The organism is Nocardia sp. JCM 38205 (genome assembly GCF_058222935.1).
In genome coordinates this window covers 536,451-561,500 of record NZ_JBYHFL010000002.1, presented here as the reverse complement: position 1 = coordinate 561,500, position 25,050 = coordinate 536,451, and the positions used below count along the sequence as shown (strand labels likewise).

The 25,050-nt window shown below is 68.9% G+C and carries 16 protein-coding genes and 1 pseudogene; 12 read left to right on the top strand and 5 right to left on the bottom strand.

Annotated features, from left to right (window positions below; genetic code table 11):
* The first annotated feature begins 181 nt into the window (after positions 1-181).
* The 6 genes and pseudogenes from AC4HOU_RS09340 to AC4HOU_RS09315 all read left to right on the top strand — a co-directional run bounded on the left by AC4HOU_RS09340 (position 182) and on the right by AC4HOU_RS09315 (position 10,503).
* Complete coding sequence (locus tag AC4HOU_RS09340) at positions 182-1,990, top strand: Hsp70 family protein (RefSeq protein ID WP_490724371.1); 1,809 nt, start codon at positions 182-184, stop codon at positions 1,988-1,990.
* Positions 1,983-4,472 carry a LuxR C-terminal-related transcriptional regulator gene (locus AC4HOU_RS09335; RefSeq protein WP_490724370.1) on the top strand — a complete coding sequence of 830 codons (2,490 nt, stop codon included), beginning with the start codon at positions 1,983-1,985 and terminating at the stop codon, positions 4,470-4,472. Before AC4HOU_RS09340 ends, AC4HOU_RS09335 begins: the two co-directional genes overlap by 8 nt.
* Before the next feature lie 1,420 nt (positions 4,473-5,892).
* Positions 5,893-6,150, top strand: a pseudogene (locus AC4HOU_RS09330) (helix-turn-helix domain-containing protein); the annotation flags it as partial.
* Positions 6,151-6,152: 2 nt separating this feature from the next.
* Positions 6,153-7,337 carry a hypothetical protein gene (locus tag AC4HOU_RS09325; RefSeq protein WP_490724369.1) on the top strand — a complete coding sequence of 395 codons (1,185 nt, stop codon included), beginning with the start codon at positions 6,153-6,155 and terminating at the stop codon, positions 7,335-7,337.
* 169 nt (positions 7,338-7,506) lie between these two features.
* Positions 7,507-8,853 (top strand): S1 family peptidase, encoded by a 1,347-nt coding sequence (locus AC4HOU_RS09320; protein ID WP_163816133.1) that lies wholly within the window; start codon positions 7,507-7,509, stop codon positions 8,851-8,853.
* Between the two features lie 375 nt (positions 8,854-9,228).
* Positions 9,229-10,503, top strand: coding sequence for a S1 family peptidase (locus AC4HOU_RS09315; protein ID WP_163816056.1), 1,275 nt, complete (start codon positions 9,229-9,231; stop codon positions 10,501-10,503).
* 417 nt (positions 10,504-10,920) lie between these two features.
* On the opposite strand, the gene AC4HOU_RS09310 is transcribed toward AC4HOU_RS09315, so the two are convergent.
* Entirely contained in the window at positions 10,921-11,664 is a 744-nt protein-coding gene (locus tag AC4HOU_RS09310) for a DUF8020 domain-containing protein (protein ID WP_490724368.1), read from the bottom strand.
* Between the two features lie 459 nt (positions 11,665-12,123).
* Between AC4HOU_RS09310 and AC4HOU_RS09305 the strand changes: the two genes are divergently transcribed.
* A complete protein-coding gene (locus AC4HOU_RS09305; protein ID WP_195020226.1) occupies positions 12,124-15,426 on the top strand; it encodes a (Fe-S)-binding protein in 3,303 nt (1,100 codons plus the stop codon).
* Positions 15,427-15,534: 108 nt separating this feature from the next.
* Here AC4HOU_RS09305 and AC4HOU_RS09300 read toward each other — a convergent pair whose 3' ends face one another.
* Positions 15,535-15,894: a hypothetical protein gene (locus tag AC4HOU_RS09300; protein WP_195020227.1), complete on the bottom strand. Its 360-nt coding sequence runs from the start codon at positions 15,892-15,894 to the stop codon at positions 15,535-15,537.
* Entirely contained in the window at positions 15,891-16,310 is a 420-nt protein-coding gene (locus tag AC4HOU_RS09295; RefSeq protein WP_194990529.1) for a hypothetical protein, read from the bottom strand. The genes AC4HOU_RS09300 and AC4HOU_RS09295 overlap by 4 nt, the downstream gene beginning before the upstream one ends.
* Before the next feature lie 227 nt (positions 16,311-16,537).
* Here AC4HOU_RS09295 and AC4HOU_RS09290 point away from each other — a divergent pair, with 227 nt between their 5' ends.
* Both AC4HOU_RS09290 and AC4HOU_RS09285 read left to right on the top strand, forming a co-directional pair.
* Entirely contained in the window at positions 16,538-17,767 is a 1,230-nt protein-coding gene (locus tag AC4HOU_RS09290; RefSeq protein WP_163816064.1) for an acyl-CoA dehydrogenase family protein, read from the top strand.
* Positions 17,767-18,915, top strand: a complete 1,149-nt coding sequence (locus AC4HOU_RS09285) for an acyl-CoA dehydrogenase family protein (RefSeq protein ID WP_490724367.1) — start codon at positions 17,767-17,769, stop codon at positions 18,913-18,915. The genes AC4HOU_RS09290 and AC4HOU_RS09285 overlap by 1 nt, the downstream gene beginning before the upstream one ends.
* A 54-nt stretch (positions 18,916-18,969) precedes the next feature.
* Here the strand turns inward: AC4HOU_RS09285 and AC4HOU_RS09280 are convergent, their stop codons facing one another.
* Positions 18,970-19,500 (bottom strand): YdcF family protein, encoded by a 531-nt coding sequence (locus AC4HOU_RS09280; protein WP_195020231.1) that lies wholly within the window; start codon positions 19,498-19,500, stop codon positions 18,970-18,972.
* 118 nt (positions 19,501-19,618) lie between these two features.
* Here AC4HOU_RS09280 and AC4HOU_RS09275 point away from each other — a divergent pair, with 118 nt between their 5' ends.
* The 3 genes from AC4HOU_RS09275 to AC4HOU_RS09265 all read left to right on the top strand — a co-directional run bounded on the left by AC4HOU_RS09275 (position 19,619) and on the right by AC4HOU_RS09265 (position 23,385).
* Entirely contained in the window at positions 19,619-20,434 is an 816-nt protein-coding gene (locus AC4HOU_RS09275; RefSeq protein WP_280499199.1) for an aminotransferase class IV family protein, read from the top strand.
* 157 nt (positions 20,435-20,591) lie between these two features.
* Entirely contained in the window at positions 20,592-21,914 is a 1,323-nt protein-coding gene (locus AC4HOU_RS09270) for a UDP-glucose dehydrogenase family protein (protein WP_490724366.1), read from the top strand.
* A 145-nt stretch (positions 21,915-22,059) separates the two neighbouring features.
* Positions 22,060-23,385: a DUF7159 family protein gene (locus tag AC4HOU_RS09265; RefSeq protein ID WP_228815185.1), complete on the top strand. Its 1,326-nt coding sequence runs from the start codon at positions 22,060-22,062 to the stop codon at positions 23,383-23,385.
* Positions 23,386-23,592: 207 nt separating this feature from the next.
* On the opposite strand, the gene AC4HOU_RS09260 is transcribed toward AC4HOU_RS09265, so the two are convergent.
* Complete coding sequence (locus AC4HOU_RS09260) at positions 23,593-24,867, bottom strand: YibE/F family protein (RefSeq protein ID WP_163816074.1); 1,275 nt, start codon at positions 24,865-24,867, stop codon at positions 23,593-23,595.
* Positions 24,868-25,050: the final 183 nt, after the last annotated feature.

Below are 25,050 nucleotides of genomic sequence, written 5' to 3'. Positions count from 1 at the left end.
GCCCGGCACCCATTAGGGGCATTCGATCGGTTAGGGGAAATTCCCCGTATCGCCCCGAGCCGGTAACAGCGGACACGCAGCAACCGACATGCGGGTTGAGTCGGGCAGCGTCCCGATTCGTTTCCTGATCAAACAATCTCGGCATCGGCAGCGGCACTCGGTTCGAATGGGGATCTTCGGCATGACACAGCGTCTGGCGCTCGGCATTACCGTCGGGTCGGCGAATTCGGTTGCCGTACTGGCAAGCCGGGACGGCGAACCCGGCATCGACAGCGCCTCGGTGCTGACCCATCCGACCGTGCTCCGCCTAGTTCCCGGCGCGCCCGCGCTCTTCGGCACCGAGGCCATCGACGGCGGCAGGCACGCGCCCGGTGTGCGGATCGACGGTTTCGTGTCGCGAGTCGGCGACCCGGTGCCCATGCTCGCCGACGACGGCACCTCGCATACCGCATCCGACCTGGTAGCCACGGCAATCACGCGTCTCGTCGAGGAGTCGGCCGCCCCCGGCGCGACGGTGGTCGCCTGCCATCCGGCGCACTGGACCGCGCACACCGTGTCCGTGCTGCGCACCGCGCTCGACGACGCGGGCGCGGCCGATGTCGCGTTGATACCGGAACCCGTTGCGGCAGTGCGCTGGTCGTGCGCCGCGGGCCGGACCACCGGCGACGGCGCCGTACTCGTCTACGATCTCGGCGCGACCGGCCTGACGGTCTCGGTGGTGCGCACGGGTGATCGAATCGAGTTGCTCGGCGCTCCGGCGCATTCGACCGATATCGCCGGCGCCGAATTCGATCTGCTGACCATGCGCTATGTGCTGGCAAACGCTCCCACCGGAATTGATGCCGACCCCTTCGACCCCGCCGTCGAACGCGAATTGTCGGCCCTCCGGGAACGCTGCCAAATTGCGAAAGAAGAGCTTTCCACACATACCGCGACCGTGGTCACAACCGGCCCCGACGGCGCCACGGTCCGGCTGGTCCGCGACGAACTCGAAGATCTACTCCGCGCTCCGCTGCGCGATTCCATGCACCTGATCCGCGACGCGGTGCATCGCGCCGGCATCGATATCGGTGACGTCCACCAGGTTCTGCTGACCGGCGGTGGCGGTGCGATCGGGCTGCTCGCCGAACTGATCTCCTCCGAGTTCGGCCTTCCGGTGGTCTCGGCCGCCGAGCCGGCGCACACCAGTGCTCTCGGCGCGTCGGCCCTCGCGGCCGATCTCGCCGACACGGCAGTCGAAACCGTCTCGTTCGCCGCGATCGGCCACCTGCCCGACGAGTCAGACGAGCCGGCCACCGAGTCGGTACGCCCCGTGTCGGCACCGACCCCGCTCCCCCTCCCGGTCGACACCCGCAAGCCGGGAGCTGCCCGAACTCGCCGGCGCCGGATCGCCATCGTCGCGGCCGCCGCGGCCGCCCTCGGGCTGCTCGCCACCGGCACCGTCGCGGTCAGCACGGGCGCCGGGACGGGCACCCAGCATCCTGCCGCCCCTGAGCACACCTCGTCATCGACGGCAGGCACGCCCGGGACGGCCGGTGGGCCGACCACCGCCGGAGCTGGATCGGCGGCCACCGGCGGCACCGCAGGCACCGTCGCCGATGCCGGGACATCGAAAGATGGTGCCGGTCAAGCGAACCCCTCGACGCCGGGGGCGGTCACCGTCGTCAACTCACAACGCGAGGGTGCCCCCGCCGGTCCGGCCGGTTCGGCACCATCGCCCGCTGCCCCCGGGCCGGGCCAAGCGCCACAGCCCGCACCCCAAGCCCCCGCGCCCGCGCCGCAAGCCCCGCCGCCTGGACCGCAATCACCTCCGCCCGGGCCGGCTCCGCAACCACCGGCACCGGCCCCGCAGCAGCCGCCGGCGCAGACGCCGAAGCTACCCACCGACGGCCTGACCGACACGCTCGGTGAGACCGTCGAGGGTGTCGGCGGCACCGTGGGCACCGTGCTGCGCGCGCCGGGCGAGATACTCGGCGGTTCCGGTGGCTGAACCGGTACCGGCCGCGGCCTTCGATACGCTGCCCTGCGCCCGGGAGCTGTTCCGGGAACTGGATTCCGAAGCGCCCATGGTGCATCTGATCCGGGGACGTTCCGGCACGGGTAAGTCGACGCTGCTCGAGGCGGTGCGCGCCAGACTGCGCGAGCGGGGCGTCAAGGTCTTCGACACTCCGGGTGACGATGGTGCCCCGGCCGGCGCGGCCCTGGTGGTCGACAACGTCGACGTGCTCGACCACGCCGAGCTCGAATCGCTGCGCGCCGCCATCGATTCCGGCGCATGCACCGTCGTCGCGGCGGGCCGCCCCCGCCATCACGATCCGCGGCTGCGGGCCCTGTTCGACGCGGCCCTGCGGCGCGGTCGAGTCGTCGAGCTGCGCCCACTCGGTGTCGCCGAGATCGCCCCGTTCGCCAGAGAACTCGGTCTGTCGGTGCCGCGTGCCGTGGCCGCGCACATCCACAAGCAGACCGACGGGATCCGCGGCGGTGTGGTGGCGGCGTTGGCGGCGGCCAGTCAGGGCCGCCTCGATGCGGGCATCGACGCCGTCGACGCCGCGGTCGACGGCTGGGCGAGGACGGTCCTCACCGATATCGATCCGGCCCTGCTCGACACGCTGGCCGTCGCCACCACCGGAAGCGGTTTGGACGCAGGCGAACTCACCGAGGTCCTCGGCGTCGATGCCGGCACCGCCCGCGATCTGATCGACCGCGCCAGGGCCACCGCCCTCATCACCGACGCCGATCTGCTGCTCGCGCCTGCCGTGCGGCCGCTGCGCGCACTACTCGGCGAACGACGCTTCCTGACGATTCAGCGCGATCTACTCACGGCCCGCCTGGATGCCGGGCTACTGCGCGATCACACCGCCGTCTTGCTGGCCGAATCCGGCGTACGCGACGCGCGCCTGGCCGAATTCCTCTGCACCGCAGCCGAGAACAACGGCAACGACGCCGTCCGCTATTACGCCGCGGCCGCGCAGGCCGGCGCGAACCGCGACGCCATTGCGGTGCGCTGGGCCCACGCCGCGGCCCACGACGGCGATTACGACACCGCGCTGCGGCTGGCCGAACCGTTGCTCGCCCGCGACGACGCCCCCGTCGCGAATCTCGCTGCCGCCGTGCGCCTCTGTGCCTGCATCCTGACTCGGCGCGGCCTGACCGATCGCGCCGCGCGCCTCTACGCCTGGCTCGGTCCCGAGCGCGCGGGCGCCGAGTGGGCCGAAGGCGCAGCGGTCCTCTACCTCTCCGGTGACGCCGAGACGGCCGCGGCCATGGCGACAGGCGCGGGCCGCTGGCCCCCGACCGAAGCGAACACCCCCATCCGGCTCGTCGCCGAGGCGCTCGGCCATTCCCTGCACGGACGTCCGGGCGATACCGCGAACGCGATCGCCACCCTGGTGCGCGCCACCCACTCCACCACCACCCGCTTCGCGCCGTGCACTCCCACCGCGGCCGCGACCCTGCTCTGCCTGAGCACCGGGGATCCGGCCCGCGCCGCCCAGACGCTGCGCCGGGCGAACGCGAGCGGCGCCCAGTTGCCGGTGCTCTCGGCCTGGACGGCCCTGGCCTGCGGTGACGAAACCGGCGCCACCACCGCCCTCGCCGCCGTCGACTGGGATCGCCTCGACGTCCGCGACGCGCTGCTCGGCCATGCCGCAACGGTCGGTCTGGCCCGGCGCAGCGGTGATCAGGCCGCGCTGACTCAGGCCTGGCAGGCGGCCCAACCGCTGCTGGACGAGGTGGAGGCGGATCTGCTCACGCTGCTCCCGATCGGCGAGCTATGGCTGGCGAGCATCCGCTGCGACGACGAACACCGGATGACCGCGCTCGTCGAGGGCGCCAACACACTGCTCGACCGGCTCGGCCATCCGCCGGCCTGGGCCAACCTGTTCCACTGGTACGGCGTGCAGGCCGCCATCGCTCGCGAGCGCCCGGACGAACTGCTGCCGCACGCTCATGCGCTCAAGGCCGCCGCCGAGTCGGGCGACCGGCACGCGGGCGCCCTCGCCGACGCAGGCCGCACCTGGGTGCTGGTGCTGCGCGGCGAGGTGCGCGCCGACCGGGTGGAGGCCGCGGTGGCCGCGCTCGGTGCGATCGGGCTGAGCTGGGACGCGGCCCGCTTGGCCGGAGACGCCGCGCTGGCCGCGCCCGATTCGGCCACCGCCACCTCGCTGCTCAAGTTGGCGCGCACCGTGCGCGCCGATGCCCGTCCGTCGGCGCTCGCCCCGATCACCCCGCCACGACGTGCCGCCACCAGCGCCGACACCGGCGACGACGGGCTGCTCAGCGACCGGGAGAGCGAGGTCGCCGAATTGGTGCTGCTCGGCCTGACCTATCGGGAGATCGGCGCCCGGCTCTACATCTCGGCCAAGACCGTCGAACATCACGTCGCCAGGATCCGCAGGCGCCTCGGCGCTGGTTCGCGCTCGGAGCTGCTGGCCATGCTGCGCGCGATGGGGTACGGATCGCTGCTGGTCTGACGCCCGGCGGGCCGTTAACAGCGGCGATGCCGAGATCGAAATCGTCGATGGGAGGACGCAAACACTCGAACGCCGTGCGCACTACGCCTAGGCTCGAACGGGGGTTCAGATGACAGCCGAGATCGCGAACAACACGAATCGACCGAGACGCAACGGTTCACCACCGGACACCGATCCACCGGCGGCGAACGTAGCCGCCCTTACCGCCGCGCGGTCCGGCGCGATCGATGACACCGCCGTCACCCGCACACAGCCGCCGGCCGGGTTCAGGTCGGCCGAGCGCCGTGGCGCCGACCCAGGGCCCGGCCACCGATTCGAGTCCATGCCGTTCGCGCAGGCGATGTTGCGCGAACTGAACCGCCGCGACGGCCCACCACCGGTCTACCTGGTCCGTGGCCGCGCAGGCACCGGGAAATCCGCGCTGCTCGGCGCCGCCCGCGACCTGCTGACCTCGCACAACGTCAAGGTGTTCGACGATCTGGCGACCTTGCCGAAACGTCTGCTCGCCGACACCGAGCACGAGGCCGCGGCCCGGCGCGCCGTGCTCATCGATGACATCCACCTGCTCACCGCCGATGACATGCAGATGTTGAGCGCGGTGGTCGGCGCCCGCCGCCACACCGTCGTCGTCGCGGCGCAGCCACGCCCGCACGACCCCGACCTGCGCGCCCTCACCGAAACACTGGCCGGGCACGGCCGGGTGATCGAACTGCGCACGCTCGGCCTGCCGGAGTTGATGTCGTTCGCGCGGGAACTCGGGCTGCTCGTGCCGCGCCCGCTCGCCGAATACATCCATGCCCGTACCGGCGGGATTCGGGCAGGCATCGTCGCCGCCCTGCGCGCTGCCTGCGCGGCCCGCCGCGAGGCCGCGGTCGGCGCGGTGGACCTCGCCGTCGCCGGCTGGGCCACGAACCTGCTCGCGGGTCTCGCACCGGAGCTGCTCGACACCCTGGCCGTCGCGAGCGCGGGCACCGGCCTCGATGCGAGTGAGCTGGCCGAGGTGTTCGATATCGATTTCGCCTCCGCCCAGGATCTCGTCGACCGGGCCAGGGCGACTGCCCTGGTGACCGACGCCGATCTGCTGCTCGCGGCGGCCGTCGATCCGCTGCGCGCCCAGCTCGGCGTCCAGCGATTCGTCACGGTACAGCGGCGGCTGCTCATCACTCGGCTCGACGCGGGCCTGCTGCGCCCGGACACCGCGATGCTGTTCGCCGACTCCGGGGTACGCGATCCGCGATTGGCCGACTTCCTCGTCTCGGCCGCCGATCGCGCCGGCGGCGTCGAGGCGGTGCGCCTCTACTCGGCGGCCGTGGCGAGTGGTGCCGATCCCGGTGCGATCGTCGATCGCCGGGCGCTGGCCGGCCACCACATGCACACGACCGTCCCCACCGAGCCGACGCCGCAGCCGAACCCCACGCCGCCCACCCCGTTGACCGACCGCGAGCAGCAGGTCGCCGAGCTGCTGCTGCTCGGCCTCACCTACCGCGAGATCGGGTCGAGGCTCTACATCTCCGCCAAAACCGTCGAGCACCATGTGTCCCGGATACGGCGCCGGATCGGTGCCGGGTCCCGAGCAGAGTTATTGTCGATGCTCAGCGCAATGGGACACGGCCCGCTACTGGTGTGGCCGTCGCGCGGAACGATCCGGATCGAGCAGGACGCCGAAGCGAGGACATGAGGATGGCCACTGGGGTGGGCCTGCGTATCGCCGCCGAGGAGTGCACCGCGGCGATCGTGACCAACGACGGCGAGCCGGAGTACATCGTCCGTGAGCCGGTACTGCACATGTCCGACGAGGGCGACGCCGAACTCGGCGGCACCGCGCCGGCCGGGCACACCCACACCATCACCGGATTCGCCGAAGCCGTCGGCGACCCGGCCGGGATCTCGGTCGACGACGGACCCGCCTACCGGGCCGAAGACCTGGTGGCCACTGCCCTGTTCTGCCTGATCAATCTCACCGCCGACCATTTGAACGGCGCCGCGGAGTTCTACGCCACCCATCCGGGCGACTGGCCGCAGCAGCAGGTCACCGCCCTGCGCGATGCTCTCGACTATCTGGGTCTGCGTTCGGTGGTGCTGGTCAGCGAGGCCGAACTGCCCGCGGCGAGCGAACTGCCCGCCGACGCGGGCGCCGACACCCCGGCCCGGGTGTACGCCTACGGTGCTGCCGCCACGGCACTGACCGCGGTGCTGGCCACGCCCGCGGGCAACACCCCGCCGGATCCGGCGACGGCCGAGAACTCGACCCTCGACACCGACGTGATTCCCGCGGTCCCGGCTCCGGAGCCGACGGCGCAGGCGTATTCGGCCGCGATCCCGATCGCCGAGCCGCCCGCCACCGAGATGGCGGCCGAGATGGCCGCGGTCGCCCCCGAGACCACACCCGCCGAACCGGCCGCGACAGCCGAGAAACCGGCCGCCAACAGCCGCACGCCCGTGCTGATCGCGGTGGCGGCGCTCGTGGGTCTGATCCTCGGTGGCATCGGCGTCGCGGTGCTCTTCCGCGAGGACGACAGCACCCCCATTCCGCCGATACCCGATGCCAAATCCGAACAGGTGACGGCGAGCCCCACCCCGCCCGCACCGCCGCCCGGCCCGCTTCCGGTCGCACCGCCACCGACCACCGTGGCCCCGCCGGTCACCGAGGAGCCGCCGGTGACGGCAGCGCCGACGACCGAACCGGAGCCCGCGCCCGAGCCGCCGCCGAGCGAACCGCCGCCCCCGCCCACCTCGGAGCCGCCCATCAGCACCGGCAGTTCGTCGACCAGCCCGAGCCGGACGACGACGACCACCCGTCCGTTCCAGCCGATGCCGCAGCTGCCGCTGCCGCCCGCGCTGGAAATCCCCGGCACCCGCCGATAATCGCCGACCAAGTGGCGACGGGTGTGATGTGTGGCATAAAGTGATCCGCTGACCGGTCACAGCGGTATCCCGCGCACCACCGGTTCATAGCTCCACGTAGGCTGTGCGCCAACGGATTCTGCCCGTGGCCACGGATTACCTGGCACATCTGTGCCGACGAAGGGACTTCATGCGCAAGTCGGTGGCGCGTCGCGCCGCGGTCAAAGCTGCCATCGCCTCGACCGTTCTCCTCGCCCCCATGTTCGGCACCAGCCCCGCCGTGGCCGAGGCCCCGCAGCTGAAACCCGGTGAGCTACCGGCCGAGCTGGTCCAGGCCATCTCGCGCGACCTGAAGATGACCCCGACCGAGTATCTCGACCGTTCGGCACGGGCCCAGCAGCTGAGCAGCTACGCCCGCGAGTTCCGCGCCGAACGCCCGGACGCGTTCGCCGGCGCCTGGATCGGCACCGACGGCAAGCCGGTCGTCGCCGTCACCTCGCCGGACGCCGCCAAGATCGCGGCGGCCGACGGCTACCAGACCCGCCTGGCCCCGGTCTCGGCGGACAACCTGGAAACCTCGCTGACCCAGCTGAATCAGTGGATCGGCACGCTGCCGAACGAGCTGTCGAGCGCGATCAACTCGGTGGCCATCGACTTCCTCAACAGCCAGCTCGTGCTCAGCGTCGCCAACACCCCGGTGGGCCACATGCTGAACCTGCCGACGCTGATCGCCAACGTCAAGGTCATCCTCTCGCCGGGTGGTGGCGGCCCGGTCGAGCGTCGCCCGATGGGCGGCGACACCTACATCAGCGCCCCCGGCTCGCTGAAGGACACCGCGCTGCGCGGGGTCGATGTCTGCTCGTTCGGCTTCAACAGCGTCGACGCCGCTGGTAACGCGCTCAATATCAGTGCCGGACACTGCAATCCGAATCTGGGCAAGGGCGATCAGCAGGCCGGGGTCTACATGCCCAACGTGCGTGACATTCCGGCCAGCCCGGAGCTCGGCACCTTCGTGCGGGCCAACCTCGGTGGTCAGAGCGGCCTGGATTACTCGGTCATCAAGCTGAACGACCGCGCGGTGCGGGCAGGCATGGACCAGCCGTCGGTGCGCGGCGCCAACGGCACCACCCTCACCGTCACCGGCATCGCCGATCCGGTGATCGGCGCCCCGGTCTGCAAGTCGGGCCAGTCGTCCACCTTCACCTGCGGCTTCGTGGTGGCCGATCGGGTGGAGACGCAGCTGTTCACCGCCGACGGTGAGTCCAAGACCGTGCGCGGCTTCGCCAGCACCGCCTGCACCCTCGGCGGCGACAGCGGCGGCGCGATCGTCTCGGGCACCCTTGCCCTCGGCATCACCAGCGGCTCCAACGCCGCCGAGGCGCCCAGCTGCGACGAAGCCAATATCGCGCTGGCCCAGTACGGCGGCACCGCGACCCTCGGCATCCCGATCCGGCCGATCCTGGCCGACATCAACGCCTCCGCCGGTGGTGGGGTCGGCAGCGGGATCACCGTGCGCACCCGCCCGAACGCGGGCTGAGCCGCAAGGCTTTACGAACACGGTCCCGGGCCGTCCGAGCGCTGAATGTCGGCGTGCGGGCGGCCCGGTCCGCGTTTTCGCCGAGGCTGCCGGCTCAGGTAGCGCCGACGGTGCGGTATCGCGGGCGCGGCGACTCTGTACTCGTGGCGGTCGGCGGTTTTCGTGGCGCCCGACAAGGTCATCGGCACAAGATCAGTGGCGACCTACAACTCGGCGCCGTATCCGGCCCCGTACCCCGCCTGATCTGTCCGGATTCGAGCAAACCGGTCGGCCGAACAAGTAGGCATCGGAGGCTGGAGCCCATATAGTCTGGTCATGCTCCTGCCACGCATAGGTCATTTCCGGTCGCCCCGGACAGCTCCGCAACGGACTGGGATGCGAAAAGCCGCGATCGCCGCCTCGGCCGCGATCCTGCTGTTCGGCCCCACCGCAGCGGTCGCGTCAGCCCAGCCCGACACCGAACCCGGGCTGCCCGCCGAGCTCATCACCGCGGTCTCCCGCGATCTGAAGATCTCGGCCGACGAATACCTGCGCCGCGCCGACCTCGCCCAGCAGGTCGCCGCGTTCGCGGCCACCGCGCAGCGGCAGTTCCCGCAGGTGTTCGGCGGTGCGTGGCTCGACGACGCGGGCAAGGCCGTCGTCGCCCTCGCGCCGGGCTCCGGCATCGACGAGGCTCGCGCGGCCGCCGAATCCGCCGGATTCGAGGTGCGCAACGTCGCCAAGAGCCAGTCCGCGCTGCGTGGCGAGAAGAGCGCGTTCGAACGCTGGCTCGACGAACAGCCGGAGCCGGTGGCCTCGCTGGTGCGCGGCGTCGTCATCGACACCGTCAACAACAGCATCGCGGTGCGGGTGGACAAGCCCGGCCTGCCGATGCCGAGCTTCGTCGACCCGGCCCGCGTCATCGTGATGGCCCCGCCGGTCGCCGGTGAGGCGCTGCCGTCGGCCGATCCGATCGCCGAGGTCACCGGCGCTTCGCTGGCCGGTGGCGACGGCTACGCCTCGGTCGCCGGGCGCACCTCGCTGCGCTGCTCGTTCGGCTTCAACGGCGTCGACCGGGACGGTGCCACCGTCAACGTCACCGCGGGCCACTGCAACCCCGACATCGCCAGCGCCGGCGGCGGTAACGCCGCCGCCGTGCACGAGCTGCTGCCCGGCGACAAGCTCGGTGGCAAGCTCGGCACCTTCAGCAAGTCCGTGCTCGGCAACCAGGACTACTCCATCGTCCGCATCGCCGATCAGGCCCGGGATCGCTTCGCCAACAACGCTGTTCGTGTGCCCGGCGCCGCTCCGATCCTGGTCGACGGTGTCGCGACGCCCGTCGTCGGCGCCCCGGTCTGCAAGTCCGGTTCCCGTACCGGCTTCAGCTGCGGTGTGGTCAACGCCGTCGATCAGACCGTGCAGGTCGGCGACCGCCAGCTCACCCAGAGCTTCTCGGCCAATATCTGCGCCCTGCCCGGCGACAGCGGCGGCCCGATCGTGACCGGCCGTCTGGCCCTCGGTATTTCGAGCGCCTCCTCGGTGGCCGACTTCCCGGTCTGCGAGATCCCCAACCTGATCGGCGCCCTCACCGGCAACACCCCGCAGCTGTTCGCGCAGCCCGTCAGCGTGGTGCTCTCGGACAACCCGGGCCTGCGGATCCGCACCAACTAGGTTCTACGCTCGGCAGAGACGTCGAGAGGCCGGCAGCATACGTGCTGCCGGCCTCTTTCGTTCTACGGGCACTCAGTCCCGTTGGCGCCGCGCGCTCGTACCCACTGACGCCGCTCATGTCGGCCTATGACTCATTACCGCCTGATCGGCCCGCAGGGGCGCGAACCAACGAGGGATGAACCCTGGGGTTACCCCCAGGATTTTCGGATGCTCAACGGGGCCCGCGTGGCGGCGGACCCGCAATGTGGGCGCCGGAACATCCGTTGACCGGCCCGAGGGCGTTGCACATCGAGCGCGACACCCCACAAGGCGCGTATTTCGGGACGGCCGACCCACCGGACGGGGCCGAAAACGCAAACCGGCCCGCCCCTTTCGGGACGGGCCGGTCGCTCGCGGCGCGAACTGCCTCTAAGGCAATTACTTGCCGCCCTTCATGTTCTCGTCGGACCACTTGGTGGTGCCGGCAGGCGCGTTCAGGGTGTTGATCAGGTCCATACCGGCGATCGCCAGGGCAGGACCGCCGACAGCGATCGTCCCGAGGATGCCGCCGATACCGGCGAACGCGACGATAGTCGGGATCGCCGCGATGCAGCCGACGATGGTGAGGCACTCGACGAGACCGACTGCCGTGCCGATCAGACCGCCGGCGACCACACCGATCGCGGTGCCGAGAAAGCCGCCCACCGCGGTGGCGATGCCGAACTGGCTGGCGAACTCGTTCTGAGCGCGCTGGTTCTCGATGGGCGAGGCCACCGGCTTGAGGCCGAGGTTCACCGCATTGACCTTCTTGTCGGCCAGCTTGTCGGCAGGAACAGCGGCCTTGTCCGGAGTCAGCTCGAGGACCTTGCCCTCTTCCTTGACCACGGGCTTCACCGGAACCTCGACGTCGGCGACGTTGAAGGCGATCGGCAGCGAGACCACCGTCGCGCCCTTGTCGTCCTTGATCAGGTAGACGTCGTCTTCCTTGACGTCCATCGAGGACTTGGCCAGCTCGAAGGTGCCGTTCTTCAAGGTGGTGACGACGGTCTTGTCGACCAGCTTGACGGAATAGCTGATGGGCTGCGCCGCCTCGGCCGCCGGTTCAGCGTGAGCCGTGCCGAACCCCATGGCCATCGCGCCGGTCACCATCGCGGCAATCGCGGTGGTCTTGCGGAGTTTCATTCAGTTTCCAATCCATCATCAGGTTGTCCGTGCACCGATGACGCCCACGTGCGAGCTCAATCATTTCGGCCGGCAACTCCGAAATCCCCTCCGAGCATTGTGAACACAGGCACACAGAACAGAACGCCGTGAGCCTAGTCGAACGAAAGTCCAGATGCGAGATTCATTACGTATAGGAACGACCGCAAACGGGTAAGCCTGTCCTTATCTCATCGGGGTAGCGCATGCCCTTTACGGTGTTGAACAGCTCGAGTCGCATAAAGGCGGACCTGTCTTGTGTGAGCTTGATCACAGCAGAATCCGCGGTCAACCCCCAGGAAGATGGGGCACCACCCGATCGCAGATCCTACGCTGGACACCACAAGTTACCGGCGGGTAACTTACTGGCAGTTAGGATACGAGCCATCCCGAGGCGCACAGCCTCGACAGCTCGTGTTGCCTCTAAAGAAAGGTCGCGACATGAATGCCCTGACCGTGACGCTGGGCACCCTTGGAGCGGCGCTCAGCCTTCTCTGTTGGGTGTCGTTCTTTGGCGGCGCCGGAACAATGGTGCGGACGATCATGATCGGTCAGTCCGCTCCCGATCGGTGGCGGCCGTTCTTCCCGCGCTTCAAGCAGATGCTGGTGGAGTTCATCGCGCACACGCGCATGAACAAATTCCGCACCGTCGGCTGGGCGCACTGGCTGGTCATGATCGGCTTCCTCGCGGGTGCGCAGTTCTGGTTCATGGCCTACGGGCAGACCTTCAAGCCCACCTGGTCCTGGCCGTTCATCGGGGAAACCTGGTGGTTCCACCTGGGCGATGAGATCCTCGGCGTCGGCACCGTCGTCGGCATCGTGACGCTGATGGTCATCCGCCAGCTCAATCACCCGCGCCTGCCCGCGCGACTCTCCCGTTTCAGCGGGTCGAAGTTCGGCCCTGCCTACTTCGTCGAGTGGGTCGTGCTCAGCGAGGGCATCGGCATGGTGCTGGTCAAGGCGGGCGTGCTGTCGCTGCACGGCCATTCCAGCTGGACCGACCCGGTCACGGGACAGCTGGCCAAGGTGATCCCCGCCAACGTCACGCTGATCTCGATCTTCGCTTTCATCAAGCTGATGTCCGGCATGGTCTGGCTGTTCGTGGTCGGCCGCAACATCACGTGGGGTGTTGCCTGGCACCGCTTCTCGGCCTTCCCGAACATCTACTTCAAGCGTGAAGACGACGGCGGCGTGGCCCTCGGCACCGCCAAGCCGATGATGTCCAACGGCAAGGCCCTGGACATGGAGAACGTCGACCCCGATACCGACACCCTCGGTGCCGGCCGGATCGAGGACTTCTCCTGGAAGGGCTGGCTGGACTTCACCACCTGCACCGAATGTGGTCGCTGCCAGTCGCAGTGCCCGGCCTGGAACACCGGTAAGCCGCTGTCGCCGAAGCTGCTGATCATGTCGCTGCGCGACCACGGTTACGCGAAGGCGCCGTACCTGCTGGCCGGTGGCCGCAAGGACATGGGCGGCGACGAGGTGGGCCTGGTCGACGCCGAGGGCAAGCCGGACGAGGCCAAGCTGGCCAAGATCTCCGAGGCCGCGCGCGCGGAGGCCGAGCGTCCGCTGGTCGGCGGCGAGGACGTCAGCGGCATCATCGATCCCGAGGTGCTGTGGTCGTGCACCACCTGTGGTGCGTGTGTCGAGCAGTGCCCGGTGGATATCGAGCACGTCGACCACATCATCGATATGCGCCGCTACCAGGTGCTGATCGAGTCGGAGTTCCCGTCCGAGCTCGCCGGTCTGTTCAAGAACCTGGAGAACAAGGGCAACCCGTGGGGCCAGAACGCCAAGGATCGGCTCAACTGGATCAACGAGCTGGACTTCGACATCCCGGTCTTCGGTAAGGACGCCGACAGCTTCGACGGCTACGAATACCTGTTCTGGGTCGGTTGCGCCGGTGCCTACGAAGACCGCGCCAAGAAGACCACCAAGGCCGTGGCCGAGCTGCTGGCCACCGCTGGCGTGAAGTTCATGGTGCTGGGTCAGGAAGAGACCTGCACCGGTGACTCGGCGCGCCGCGCGGGTAACGAGTTCCTGTTCCAGCAGCTGGCGCAGCAGAACATCGAACTGCTGGACTCGGTGTTCGAGGGTGTCGAGCAGAAAAAGAAGAAGATCGTCGTCACCTGTGCGCACTGCTTCAACGCGCTCAACAACGAGTACCCGCAGGTGGGTGGTACCTACGAGGTGGTGCACCACACCCAGCTGCTCAACCGGCTGGTGCGGCAGAAGCAGCTGGTGCCGGTGGCGTCGGTGTCGCAGAACGTCACCTACCACGACCCCTGCTACCTGGGCCGGCACAACAAGGTCTACAACGCTCCGCGTGAGCTGATGGAGGCCTCGGGCTCGAATCTGGTCGAGATGCCGCGCCACGGCGAACGGTCCATGTGCTGTGGCGCCGGTGGTGCCCGCATGTGGATGGAAGAGCAGCTCGGCAAGCGCATCAATATCGACCGCGTGGACGAGGCGCTGACCACCAACCCGGCCAAGATCGCCACCGGCTGCCCGTTCTGCCGCGTCATGCTCACCGACGGTGTGACCGCGCGCCAGGAAGACGGCAAGGGTGAAGGTGTCGAGGTCGTCGACGTCGCCCAGCTGATGCTGGACGCGATCGAGCGGGTCGAGCCGACCAAGTTGACCGAGAACCTGACCGTCATCCAGGAACCGAAGGCCGAACCCGAGCCGGAACCCGAGCCCGAGCCCGAGCCCGAGCCGGTCGCCGAGGCCGCTCCGGCTGCGGCGAAGGCCGCTCCGACCGGTGGTGGCCTGGCCATGAAGGGCCCGGCCAAGGCTCCCGGTAAGGGTCTCGGCATGAAGGGCGCGGCCAAGGCACCCGGTGCGAAGGCTGCCGCTCCGGCCGCCGAGACGGAGGCCGCGGCTCCGGCCCCGGCCAAGGGTCTGGGCATGAAGGGCGCCGCGAAGGCACCCGGCGGCAAGGGCCTGGCCATGAAGGGCGCGGCGAAGGCGCCCGGCGCCAAGGCCGAGGCTCCGGCCGAGGCCGCTGCCGAGACTCCGGCCGCTCCGCCGGTCAAGGGTCTGGGCATGAAGGGCGCGGCCAAGGCGCCCGGCGGCAAGGGGCTCGCGATGAAGGGCGCGGCCAAGGCTCCGGGTGCGAAGGCCGCGGCTCCGGCCGAAGCCGCGGCTCCGGCTGCCGAGGGACCGGAGGCGGGCACCGAGACGGCATCGGCTCCCACCGAGACCAAGCCGACGGTCGCCGCCAAGGGTCTCGCCATGAAGTCCGGGTTCAAACGCCCCGGACCGAAGGCGCCCGGCGCCAAGGCTCCCGCGGCCGCTCCGGTGGAATCGGCTCCGGCCGAAGAGGCTGCGACGGAATCGGCCCCGGCCTCGGCTGACTCGGCTCCGGCGCAGGCCGCGACCGAATCCGCTTCGGCGCCTGCCGAATCCATGCCGACCGTGGCGGCGAAGGGTCTTGCCATGAAGTCCGGGTTCAAGCGCCCGGGACCGAAGGCGCCCGGCGCCAAGACTCCGGCCGCGAGCCCGGCTCCGGCCGACTCGGCTTCGACCGAGCAGACTCCGGCTTCGTCCGAATCGGGTTCGGCTCCGGCGGAATCCGCATCGGCTGCCGCGGAATCGGCTCCGGCCACCGCCGCATCGGAATCCACCGAGGCGGAGACGCCGGCGAACGGCAACGGCGCATCGGATGCCCCGCTGCCCACCGCCAAGCCGGGTGGTCTCGGATTCAAGTCCGGTGCGAAGGCTCCTGGCCGCAAGAGCTGAACCACCACATCCGAACAACCATGATTCGACCCGGGTCCCGCACGGCGGCCCGGGTCGAATCATGTCAGCGGCCCGCGAAATCCGCAGGGCCAGAGGGATTGCCGGACCCTACTCGGTCTCCTTCGGATGGCCGGGCATGCAACGCTCCAAGAGGACACGCCCTGCGGTCTTGCTGCCCTTCGGCGCGTGTTCGACGAAGTACCAGAGCCTGCCGCCGTCGCTGAACTTGTATTGGTATCGCTCGTAGGTCCGCCCCTGATGTGTGCCGTACCGGAATCCGCCTTTGAGCGTGTACAACCTCGCCGAGATTCGTTCCGGCTCTCGGGTTAGCACATCCCATGCGTCGACCATGGCATTACGAGCCGCGGCCAGGCAGTCGGTCCAGCCTTTTTGCGCCTCACTGGTGATAAAGATGATCTCGTACTCGGCTCGCTTCAGCGGTCGCGGGACGCCCCGCTCCTTGCTCACTCGTCGGCCCCGGGATTCGGCACCGGCACAGGCTCATCAAGGTAGTGAAGATCGGAGCCGTCCACGTGAATCCGAGGATCAGCGTATGCCTCCGCAGTGTCGCGCCACGCGGCGAGGACAGTGGTCAGCCGGGCCAGCCGACCGACGGCGAGACCGCCGCGCGCATTGTTGAGGAAGTCGGCGACAAAAGCCGGCCGCTGATCTTCGGGCAGCAATTCGATCCACGGAAATGCGATGGTCAGCCGATCGACCACCTTGCCGAGCAGCTCATCGTCGAGAGCAATCGCCAGCAATTGGGTCAGCGCGCTCAGAGTCTGCTGGTTGGCATCGGACTCCGCGGCATCGCTGAGTCGCACGGGCGGCGCGGATCGGCGAACGAGTGTCACGTCACCGTTCTTCTCCATCGCCTCGATCACCCGGTTCGGGTCCCGTAGGAACTCCGACCATGTCGCAGATGTACCCATACCCTCAGTATGTCAGAACTACTTCTGATATCTAGGCCACGGTTGGGGTGGCCGCGCCGAGCAAAACTTGATGGCATATGCCTTCAGTTTGACTCCATGCGAGAATTGCGGATAACTTCTCTCATGGGTGCCCGGAACGCGGGCGCTGCGGCGACTATGCACAGCCCTCGGGAGTATGGATGGATTTCGACTGGTCGGAGGCCGATTCGGCCTTTCGGGACGAGGTGCGGGAGTTCCTGCGGGAGAAGTTGACGCCGGAGCTTCGGGCGGCGGGGCGGTTGGCAACGAGCGTTTATCCCGACCATGAGGCCAGCATGCGGTGGCAGCAGATTCTGCACGAGCGCGGCTGGGCCGCGCCCACCTGGCCGGTGGAGTACGGCGGCTGCGACTGGACCCTCACCCAGCACTACATCTTCAACCGGGAACTGGCACTGGCCGGTGCGCCGCCGCTGTCGCCGATGGGCATCCGGATGGTGGCGCCGGGCATCATCGCCTTCGGCACCCCCGAGCAGAAGCAGTTCTTCCTCAACGGCATCCTCACCGGCGAGGTGTTCTTCTGCCAGGGCTACTCCGAACCCGAGGCCGGATCCGATCTCGCATCGCTGACCATGAGCGCGGTCGAGGACGGCGAGGACTTCATCTGCAACGGCAGCAAGATCTGGACCACCCACGCCACCGAGGCGAACTGGATCTTCTGCCTGGTCCGCACCTCGCGCACCGGCAAGAAGCAGCAGGGCATCACCTTCCTGCTGATCGATATGACCTCGCCGGGCATCGAGGTCAGGCCACTGGTGATGACCTCGGGCGAGCAGGTGCAGAATCAGGTCTTCTTCGACAATGTGCGGGTGCCGAAGAGCAATGTGCTCGGCCGCGTCGATGAGGGCTGGTCGGTGGCCAAGTACGTGCTCGTGCACGAACGCGGCGGCGCGGCCGCGCCCGCGCTACAGGTCATGGCCAAGGATCTGGCGGAGGCGGCGGCCGAGCAGCCCGGTCCGGACGGGGAACCACTGATCGACGATGCCGGATTCGCCGCGCGACTGGCCGATGCCCGCATCCGCGCCGATGTGCTGGAAATCCTCGAATACCGGACGATCTCGGCGCTGTCGCAGGGCCGCGACCCCGGACCGGCCTCGTCTATGCTGAAGATCCTCGCCACCGAACTGAGCCAGCAGCTCACCGAACTGGCGTTGCTGGCAGCCGGACCGCGCGGACGGGCCTACCAGCCGCATGCCACCAAACCTGGTGGCCCGATTGCCGAGTTCACGCCACCGGCCGATGGTTATCACAGCGGACCGCAGTGGCAGGCCGTCGCGCCGCTGCGTTATTTCAACGACCGCGCGGGTTCGATCTACGCGGGCAGCAACGAAATTCAGCGGAACATTCTCGCCAAGGCAGCATTGGGGCTCTGATGGACTTCTCACTCACCGATGAACAGCAGTTGCTGCGCGATTCCGTCGCGGGGTTCCTGACCGCGCGGTACGAGCTGGAGAAAAGTCGCAGCGCGGCCAAATCCGTGGCCGGCTGGCAGCCCGAGATCTGGCGCGGATTCGCCGAAGAGCTGGGCATTCTCGGCGCCACCCTGGCGGAGCGGGTCGACGGCATGGGCGGCGGTCCCACCGAATTGATGGTCATCGCCGAGGAATTGGGGCATGCCCTGGTGGTCGAGCCGTTCGTCGACACCGTCGTGGTCGGTGGCGGATTGCTGTCGCGAGCGGGCGGTGAGCGGGCCGACGCGGTGCTGCGGGACATCGTCGCCGGTAGTGCCCGCACCGCGTTCGCGGCGCTCGAGCCGTCGGCAGGGGAATCCGCGCACGATATCTCGCTCACCGCCCGCAGGGACGGCGACGAATGGGTGCTCGACGGTTCCAAGATCGTGGTCACCAGCGCCCCGCTGGCGACGCATCTGATCGTCAGCGCCCGCACCGGCGGAGACCGGCGCGATCGTGACGGTGTTTCGCTGTTCCTGACCGAATTCGACGCGTCGGCACCGTCCACGGGACTCGAGGTGCACAGCTATCGCACGATCGACGACCGGCAGGCCGCCGACCTCACCTTCACCGGCTTCCGCCTGCCTGCCACGGCCTTGCTCGGCGCCGAGGGCGAAGCGACCGCGATCATCGAGGCGACCCTGGAGGAAGCGATCGCCGCGGTGGCCGCCGAATCGGTCGGGCTGATGCGCAAGGTCGTCGCCGACACGGTGGAATACAGCAAACAGCGGCAGCAGTTCGGCCAGCCGATCGGCCAGTTCCAGGTATTGCAGCACCGCATGGTGGATATGTACATGGAACTCGAACAGGCCACGGCCGCCGCCTATTTGGCTGCCTTCGCGCTGTCGGGCTCACCGTCGGAGCGGGCGCGCGCCATTTCGGCGGCGAAGGTGACCATTGCCCGGGCCGCACGTTTCATCGGTCAGCAGTCGGTGCAATTGCACGGCGCGATGGGCATGACCGAGGAACTGGCCATCGGGCACTATTTCAAGCGGCTCACCGCGATAGAAAACGAATTCGGTTCCAGCGCCTATCATCTGAACCGCTACGCGCGTCTGACCAGACCGTGAGAGCCCGCGCTGCCCGGAATCCGCCGCCGGGCAGCGCGGCGTTCGACTGCGCATCTAGCAGTTCTCGAACGCCGCCTTGACGTAACCGGCGGACTGATAGAGATAGTCGTAAGCCCAGCGCGCCACCGAAAGCCGCGGCTCCGGATCCACGAAAAGCAGTTCCCCGGACCAGCATTTGCCGAGAATGTAGCGCGCGCGCGAGATATGCGGTGTGAACGTCACCACGATCACGCGCGTCCAGCCCTCCTCGCGCGCACGGCGCGCCAGGTAGCGGCCCTCGCCGCGAGTCGTGCGCGGGTCGGGGTCGAAGCATTCCACCTCGAAGCTGTATCCGCCGTGGCAGATCCGGTTCACCAACGCGCTGTGTTCGTAGGGATTGGATACCAGCACCCGCGGTGCGTAACCGTCCCGGGCGAGGGTCAACCCCAATTCCTCACGTCCGTCGTGGGCGCCACCGAGAATCAGAATCGCGTCGGCAGGAGCGGGGCCCTCGGTCTGTGGCCGCACATATACCGGCCACAGTGCCGCCGTGACGATCGCGAGCACCGCGCAGACGACGAGCACAGTCCCGCCGATCCGTCGCATCGGCCGATCCTATCCACGCCGTCCACCAGCGGTGATGCATGGCCGCGCCGAGCGGGCGGGCGCGCTCTCCCCGTTCTGGCTTGACCTTGACACCGGTATCAAGGCTTACCGTCGCCGCATGAGCACATTTCCCGCACTGGCATTGATCGACGGGCAGCCCGCCGATCCGGACACACTGGTATCCCACGCCTTCGCCGGCTTCGCGCATTTCACCGCGATGCAGATACGCGACAGCGCCGTGCGCGGGCTCGACCTGCACCTGGACCGATTGGCCGGAGCCTCGCGAACGCTGTTCGGCGCCGACCTCGCACCCGAACGGGTCCTCGCCGATCTGCGGACCGCGGTCGCCGGCTCGCCGCCCGATCTGTCGCTGGTGCTCACGGTGTTCGACTCCACCGGGGAATTCACCGGCACCTCCGCCGAACCGTCACTGCACACGCTCATCCGGACCGCGGCGCCCGCGAACGGACCGTGCGGCCCCCTCTCGCTCGCGATCTACGAACACGAACGGTTCATGCCAGAGATCAAGCATGTCGGTGAGGGCGCCAAGACCTACTACCTGCGCCGCGCTCGGGCGGCGGGGTTCGACGACGCCGCCTTCGTCGACCGGCAGGGCCGCTTGTCCGAAGCCTCCATCTGGAATCTGGCGTTCTGGGATGGGGAAACGGTCGTCTGGCCGGAGGCGGCGGTGCTCACCGGCACCATGATGGGCATCGTGCGCCGCCGGCTGCACGCGGCCGGGATACCGCAGCGGACGCAGGCGATCCGCCCGACCGACCTGCCCGGCTTCGGCGGCGCGGTGGTGCTCAATTCGTGGACACCCGCGATAGCGGTGGACCGGATCGGTGAGACCAGGCTGAGCGGTTCCTCGGAGCTGGTCGGCGTACTGCACACGGCACACGCATCGGAACCACCGACTTCCCTGGCGGACTGACGGGATATCGCCCTGGCAAGGCGGCTTCGCGCATCCAGACCACCGCGGCGGGCGAACCCGCAGGTCAGGGAAGTTTCCACTCCCTGTACATCTATTGTTGCCCGGACTCTTGCCTCGGTGTGGCGGAGTAGCCACCGGCGCGGCTTACCAATCGATCATGCGATGCACAGTCTTCGGAACCGGGTACCTGGGGGCCACGCACGCCGCGTGTATGGCCGAACTCGGGCACGACGTGATCGGGGTGGATGTCGATCCGGGCAAGGTCGCAAAGCTCTCCGACGGTGTGGTGCCGTTCTACGAGCCGGGTCTGGAGGCGGTGCTGCGCCGCAACCTGGACGCCGGACGGCTGCGCTTCACCACCTCCTACGAGGAGGCGGCCGCGCATGCCGATGTGCACTTCCTCGGGGTCGGCACGCCACAGAAGAAGGGCGAATACGCCGCCGACCTGAAATACGTGCACGCGGTGATCGACGCGCTCGCGCCGATGCTCGAGCGACCGTCGGTGATCGTCGGCAAGTCGACGGTCCCGGTCGGCACCGCCGCCGAACTCGGCGCCCGCGCCAGGGCTTTGACCTCGACCGATATCGAAGTGGCATGGAATCCGGAGTTCCTGCGCGAGGGCTTCGCGGTGCAGGACACGCTGCGCCCGGACCGGCTGGTGCTCGGTGTCGACCGCGACCGCGCCGAATCGGCATGGGTGGAACAACTGTTGCGCGAGATCTACGCCGACCTCATCGCCGCCGACATCCCGTTCCTGCTGACCGATTTGGCCACCGCTGAGCTGGTGAAGGTGTCGGCGAACGCCTTTCTGGCCACCAAGATCTCGTTTATCAACGCGGTCTCGGAGGTGTGCGAGGCCACCGGCGCCGACGTCACCGTGCTGGCCGACGCCCTCGGCTACGACGCCCGCATCGGCCGTCGCTTCCTCAACGCGGGCCTCGGATTCGGCGGCGGATGTCTGCCCAAGGACATCCGGGCCTTCATGGCGCGCGCCGGTGAACTCGGCGCCGACCACGCGCTGACCTTCCTGCGCGAGGTCGACAACATCAATATGCGCCGCCGCACCAAGATGGTGGATATGGCAACCAAGGCCTGCGGCGGATCGCTGCTCGGTGCGAATGTCGCGGTGCTCGGCGCGGCCTTCAAACCCGAATCCGACGATGTGCGCGATTCGCCCGCGCTCAACGTCGCCGGAATGATGCAGCTACACGGCGCCGTTGTCACCGTGTACGACCCGAAGGCGCTGGAGAATTCGCGCCGGGTGTTCCCGACCTTGAACTACGCCACCTCGGTGGCCGAGGCCTGCGATCGCGCGGACGTGGTGCTTGTGCTGACCGAATGGTCCGAATTCACCGCGCTGCGGCCGCACGACCTGGATCCGGTGGTGCGGGCACGGTCCATCATCGACGGCCGCAACTGTCTCCTACCGGCCACCTGGCGGGAGGCCGGATGGGTGTACGCGGGGCTCGGCACACCGTAGAGTTGCCAGTCGAGGCGGGGGCCATCAGGTAAACGGCCAGCACTGCCGCGAACTCCACAGATCTCGGTCGGTAGGGTTCGGGGACGAGCCGCCGCGTGCAGACGATGCGGGCTCACATGTCGTGGAGCGGGAAGATGAGCAGCTGATGGGTTCGGTACTGGGAGTTGCGGTGGGGGCCTGCGCCGTTCGGCTGGCCCGCCCCCACGCCGGGTACCAGCACGAGCATCTGGCCGCGCGGTCCTTCGACCTCCAGACCGTCCCGGTAGCCGAGCAGGACCCGGCCGAACTCGCCGCCCAGGCCGTCGGGGTGACGCTGGAGGCGTCCGCCGATATCGCCGCAGCGGCCATCGCCTACCGCACCGACCAGCAGGCAAGGGCGCTCCGCGCGGCCATGGCCAAACAGCAGGTCACCAACTACGAGCTGGTTCCCGAACTCAACGCGATCGTCGAATTCGCCGAGCGCAGCGGCGATATCCGCGGGGCGTCCATGCTCGTCGTCTACGACCTCGGGAGCTCGGGGCTGTCGGTGAGCATCGTCGACGTCGAGACCAGGCAGGTCCGGCACACCGAACGCACCAGCGATATCAGCGGCGACTACATCGACTCACTGATCCGCGAACAACAGATCGCCTCCGGCCGCATCGCGCACCCGCACGATCCGTCCGGTTTGGCGCAGCTGGACGCGTTGTGCAGGCAGGCCAAGGAACAGCTGTCGAGCAATACCGCGGTGGCGTTGCCCAGCGAGCAGGGCCTGGTGTTGCTGGCGCAGGAGAATTTCGAAGCGCTGATCACGCTCGCGGTGGAATCGTCCGCGCGGATGGCGCGCGAGGTGGTGATGCGCTCCGGTATGCCCGTCAACGGCGTGCTGGTGGTCGGCGGTGGCGCCCGGATTCCGCTGGTAGCGCGGGTTTTGGAGCATTCGCTAGGGCTGCCGGTCGTGGTGCCGGAAGATCCGGAGACGGTCGCTGCCCGCGGCGCCGCACTGCTGGCCCGAGCCGTGCGCGCACCGCGTCCGGTCGCGACGACGGCTGCGCGCCCTGCCCCGGACCCGGCCTTCGCCGACGACGAGCTGGCCCCGTCGTGGCTGTCGGCGCCCACCGAACGCAGGCGCGGGCGCCGCGAGATCAGCGGTGCCGCGTTGACGGTGAGCGCGCTGGCGGTGGTGGCCGCCATCGGTCTCGGGCTCGGCTACGGCCCGCAGGTGCTGGAACGCGATTCCCACACCAGCGAGGGCAACACCTCACCACTGCCGACCACACCGTCGAAGGCGAGCGCGCCGCTCCCGCAGACCGCGGTGCCCACCACCACCGAGGCCGAGGAAGCCATCGCCGAGCCACCGCCGCAGCGTCAGCGGCCGGACGAGCCCGCGCCCACCACCGTCGGCCCCAACACCATCGTGGTGGTTCCCGGGCTGCCGCCGATCATCGTTCCGACGATCCCGCCGCTGTTCCCTCCGCCGCCGCCGGGCTGAGCCGGCTTCCGACGCCGAGCGGCTCGTCGTTCGCGTGCCGCAGCGGTTGGTCACCTGCCGGTCCGTGTTCCGGTCCGCGCGGTCGGCGTGAGCAGCACCGCACATGGGCCGACCAATGGGCGGGCAGGTCCGCGCGGCGGACGGTCGGTCACCCGAGATGCGGACACCGGATCCGAACAGCCCGCGCGAACACCACCGCGACCGAACTCAGGCCTTCGCGTGGCGCGGGCGGTTGGTCACCTTCGGTGCGGGTTTCCCCGATCCGAACGGCCGCGCGAGCAGCACCGCGATACCGGTGGTCAGCGGCACCGACAGCGCGAGCGCGATACCGCCGACGGCCGATCGCGCGATCTCGATGGCCACGGCGTCGCCGACCAGTACGTCACGGATCTCCCGGCCCGCGACGCTGAACAACAGCAGCAGCGGCAGCGCACCACCGGCGTAGGCGAGCACCAGGGTGTAGACGGTGCTGGCGATGTGGTCGCGACCCACCCGCATGGCGGCGGCGAAGATCTCGCGGCGCGAGGCACCCTCGTCCAGCGCCGCCAGTTCGAAGGCGGCCGAGGCCTGGGTGATTGTGACGTCGTTGAGCACACCGAGCGAACCGATGATGAAGCCCGCCAGCAGCAGCCCGGTGATGCTGACGTGTTCGAGGTAGGTGGCGACGTTGGTGTTCTGCTCCTCCGACAGCCCGGTCAGGTCGGTGACGCCGATGGCGATCCAGGACAGCACCGCCGCGAGCACCATCGAGGTCAGTGTGCCGAGTAGGGCCGAACTGGTCCGCAGGTTCACGCCGTGCGCGAGGTAGAGCACCGCGTACAGGATCAGCGAGCCCGCGACCAGCGCGACCGGGATGGCCGGCTTGCCGTCCAGCAGGGCGGGCAGCATGAACATCACCAGCACGCCGAAGGCGAATCCGAGTCCGAGAAGTGCGCGCAGTCCACGCCAGCGCGCGACCACGATGATCACCACCACGAAGGCCAGGGCGATCAGCGTCAGCGGCAGGCCGCGCGCGTAGTCGTCGAAGGAGTAGAGCGGGGTTCCGTCGGGCGCGGTCTGCCGGACGATGCGAATGTGGTCGCCCGCTTTCAATTCCGGCTGCCCCGGCCCCGGAGCGATCTCGAGCAGCGTGTGATTGCCCTCGTGCGGCCCGGATTCGATGGCGATCAGGCTGCGCTGGCAGGTGTAGGCGTTGGTGGCGGGCGGATCCGGTTTGTCCGCGAACACCTTGCCGAGCGACGGACTGCCGCAGGCCCCCATGTCCTGCAACACCACGGTCCCCGCCTCGGTCTGCACCGCCCCGCCCCCGGCGTTCTGCATCGGCAGCGGAATATCCACCTGCTGCTCACTGGGCCACAACGCGATGGTGGCGATCACCACGACCACCCCGATGACCGCTAGTAACCCGACAACGACCCGCGCAGCGGTAGCCCCGATGGCAATCGGCCCGGAGTGATCGTGATGGTGATGGTGGTCGCTCACGCGCCGAGCTTAATGGACGTGGTTTTCAAGAGCACCGGAAGCGGTCGAGACAACCACCGAGCCCAGATTCCCCCACCAAAGAGACCTTTCACCGCCCCACAGGATCCAGATACCCACCAAGCACGGACCCGACCAACCGCCCCAACCCCAATCGGCCCAGCTGGTCTTTCTCCCCACCGCACC

Coding starts and splice junctions, on each gene's coding strand:
- AC4HOU_RS09340 (WP_490724371.1), top strand. CDS start 182: ATGACACAGCGTCTGGCGCTCGGCATTACCGTCGGGTCGGCGAATTCG.
- AC4HOU_RS09270 (WP_490724366.1), top strand. CDS start 20,592: ATGCGATGCACAGTCTTCGGAACCGGGTACCTGGGGGCCACGCACGCC.
- AC4HOU_RS09280 (WP_195020231.1), bottom strand. CDS start 19,500: ATGCGACGGATCGGCGGGACTGTGCTCGTCGTCTGCGCGGTGCTCGCG.
- AC4HOU_RS09285 (WP_490724367.1), top strand. CDS start 17,767: ATGGACTTCTCACTCACCGATGAACAGCAGTTGCTGCGCGATTCCGTC.
- AC4HOU_RS09310 (WP_490724368.1), bottom strand. CDS start 11,664: ATGAAACTCCGCAAGACCACCGCGATTGCCGCGATGGTGACCGGCGCG.
- AC4HOU_RS09265 (WP_228815185.1), top strand. CDS start 22,060: ATGGGTTCGGTACTGGGAGTTGCGGTGGGGGCCTGCGCCGTTCGGCTG.
- AC4HOU_RS09315 (WP_163816056.1), top strand. CDS start 9,229: ATGCGAAAAGCCGCGATCGCCGCCTCGGCCGCGATCCTGCTGTTCGGC.
- AC4HOU_RS09290 (WP_163816064.1), top strand. CDS start 16,538: ATGGATTTCGACTGGTCGGAGGCCGATTCGGCCTTTCGGGACGAGGTG.
- AC4HOU_RS09320 (WP_163816133.1), top strand. CDS start 7,507: ATGCGCAAGTCGGTGGCGCGTCGCGCCGCGGTCAAAGCTGCCATCGCC.
- AC4HOU_RS09305 (WP_195020226.1), top strand. CDS start 12,124: ATGAATGCCCTGACCGTGACGCTGGGCACCCTTGGAGCGGCGCTCAGC.
- AC4HOU_RS09275 (WP_280499199.1), top strand. CDS start 19,619: ATGAGCACATTTCCCGCACTGGCATTGATCGACGGGCAGCCCGCCGAT.
- AC4HOU_RS09325 (WP_490724369.1), top strand. CDS start 6,153: ATGGCCACTGGGGTGGGCCTGCGTATCGCCGCCGAGGAGTGCACCGCG.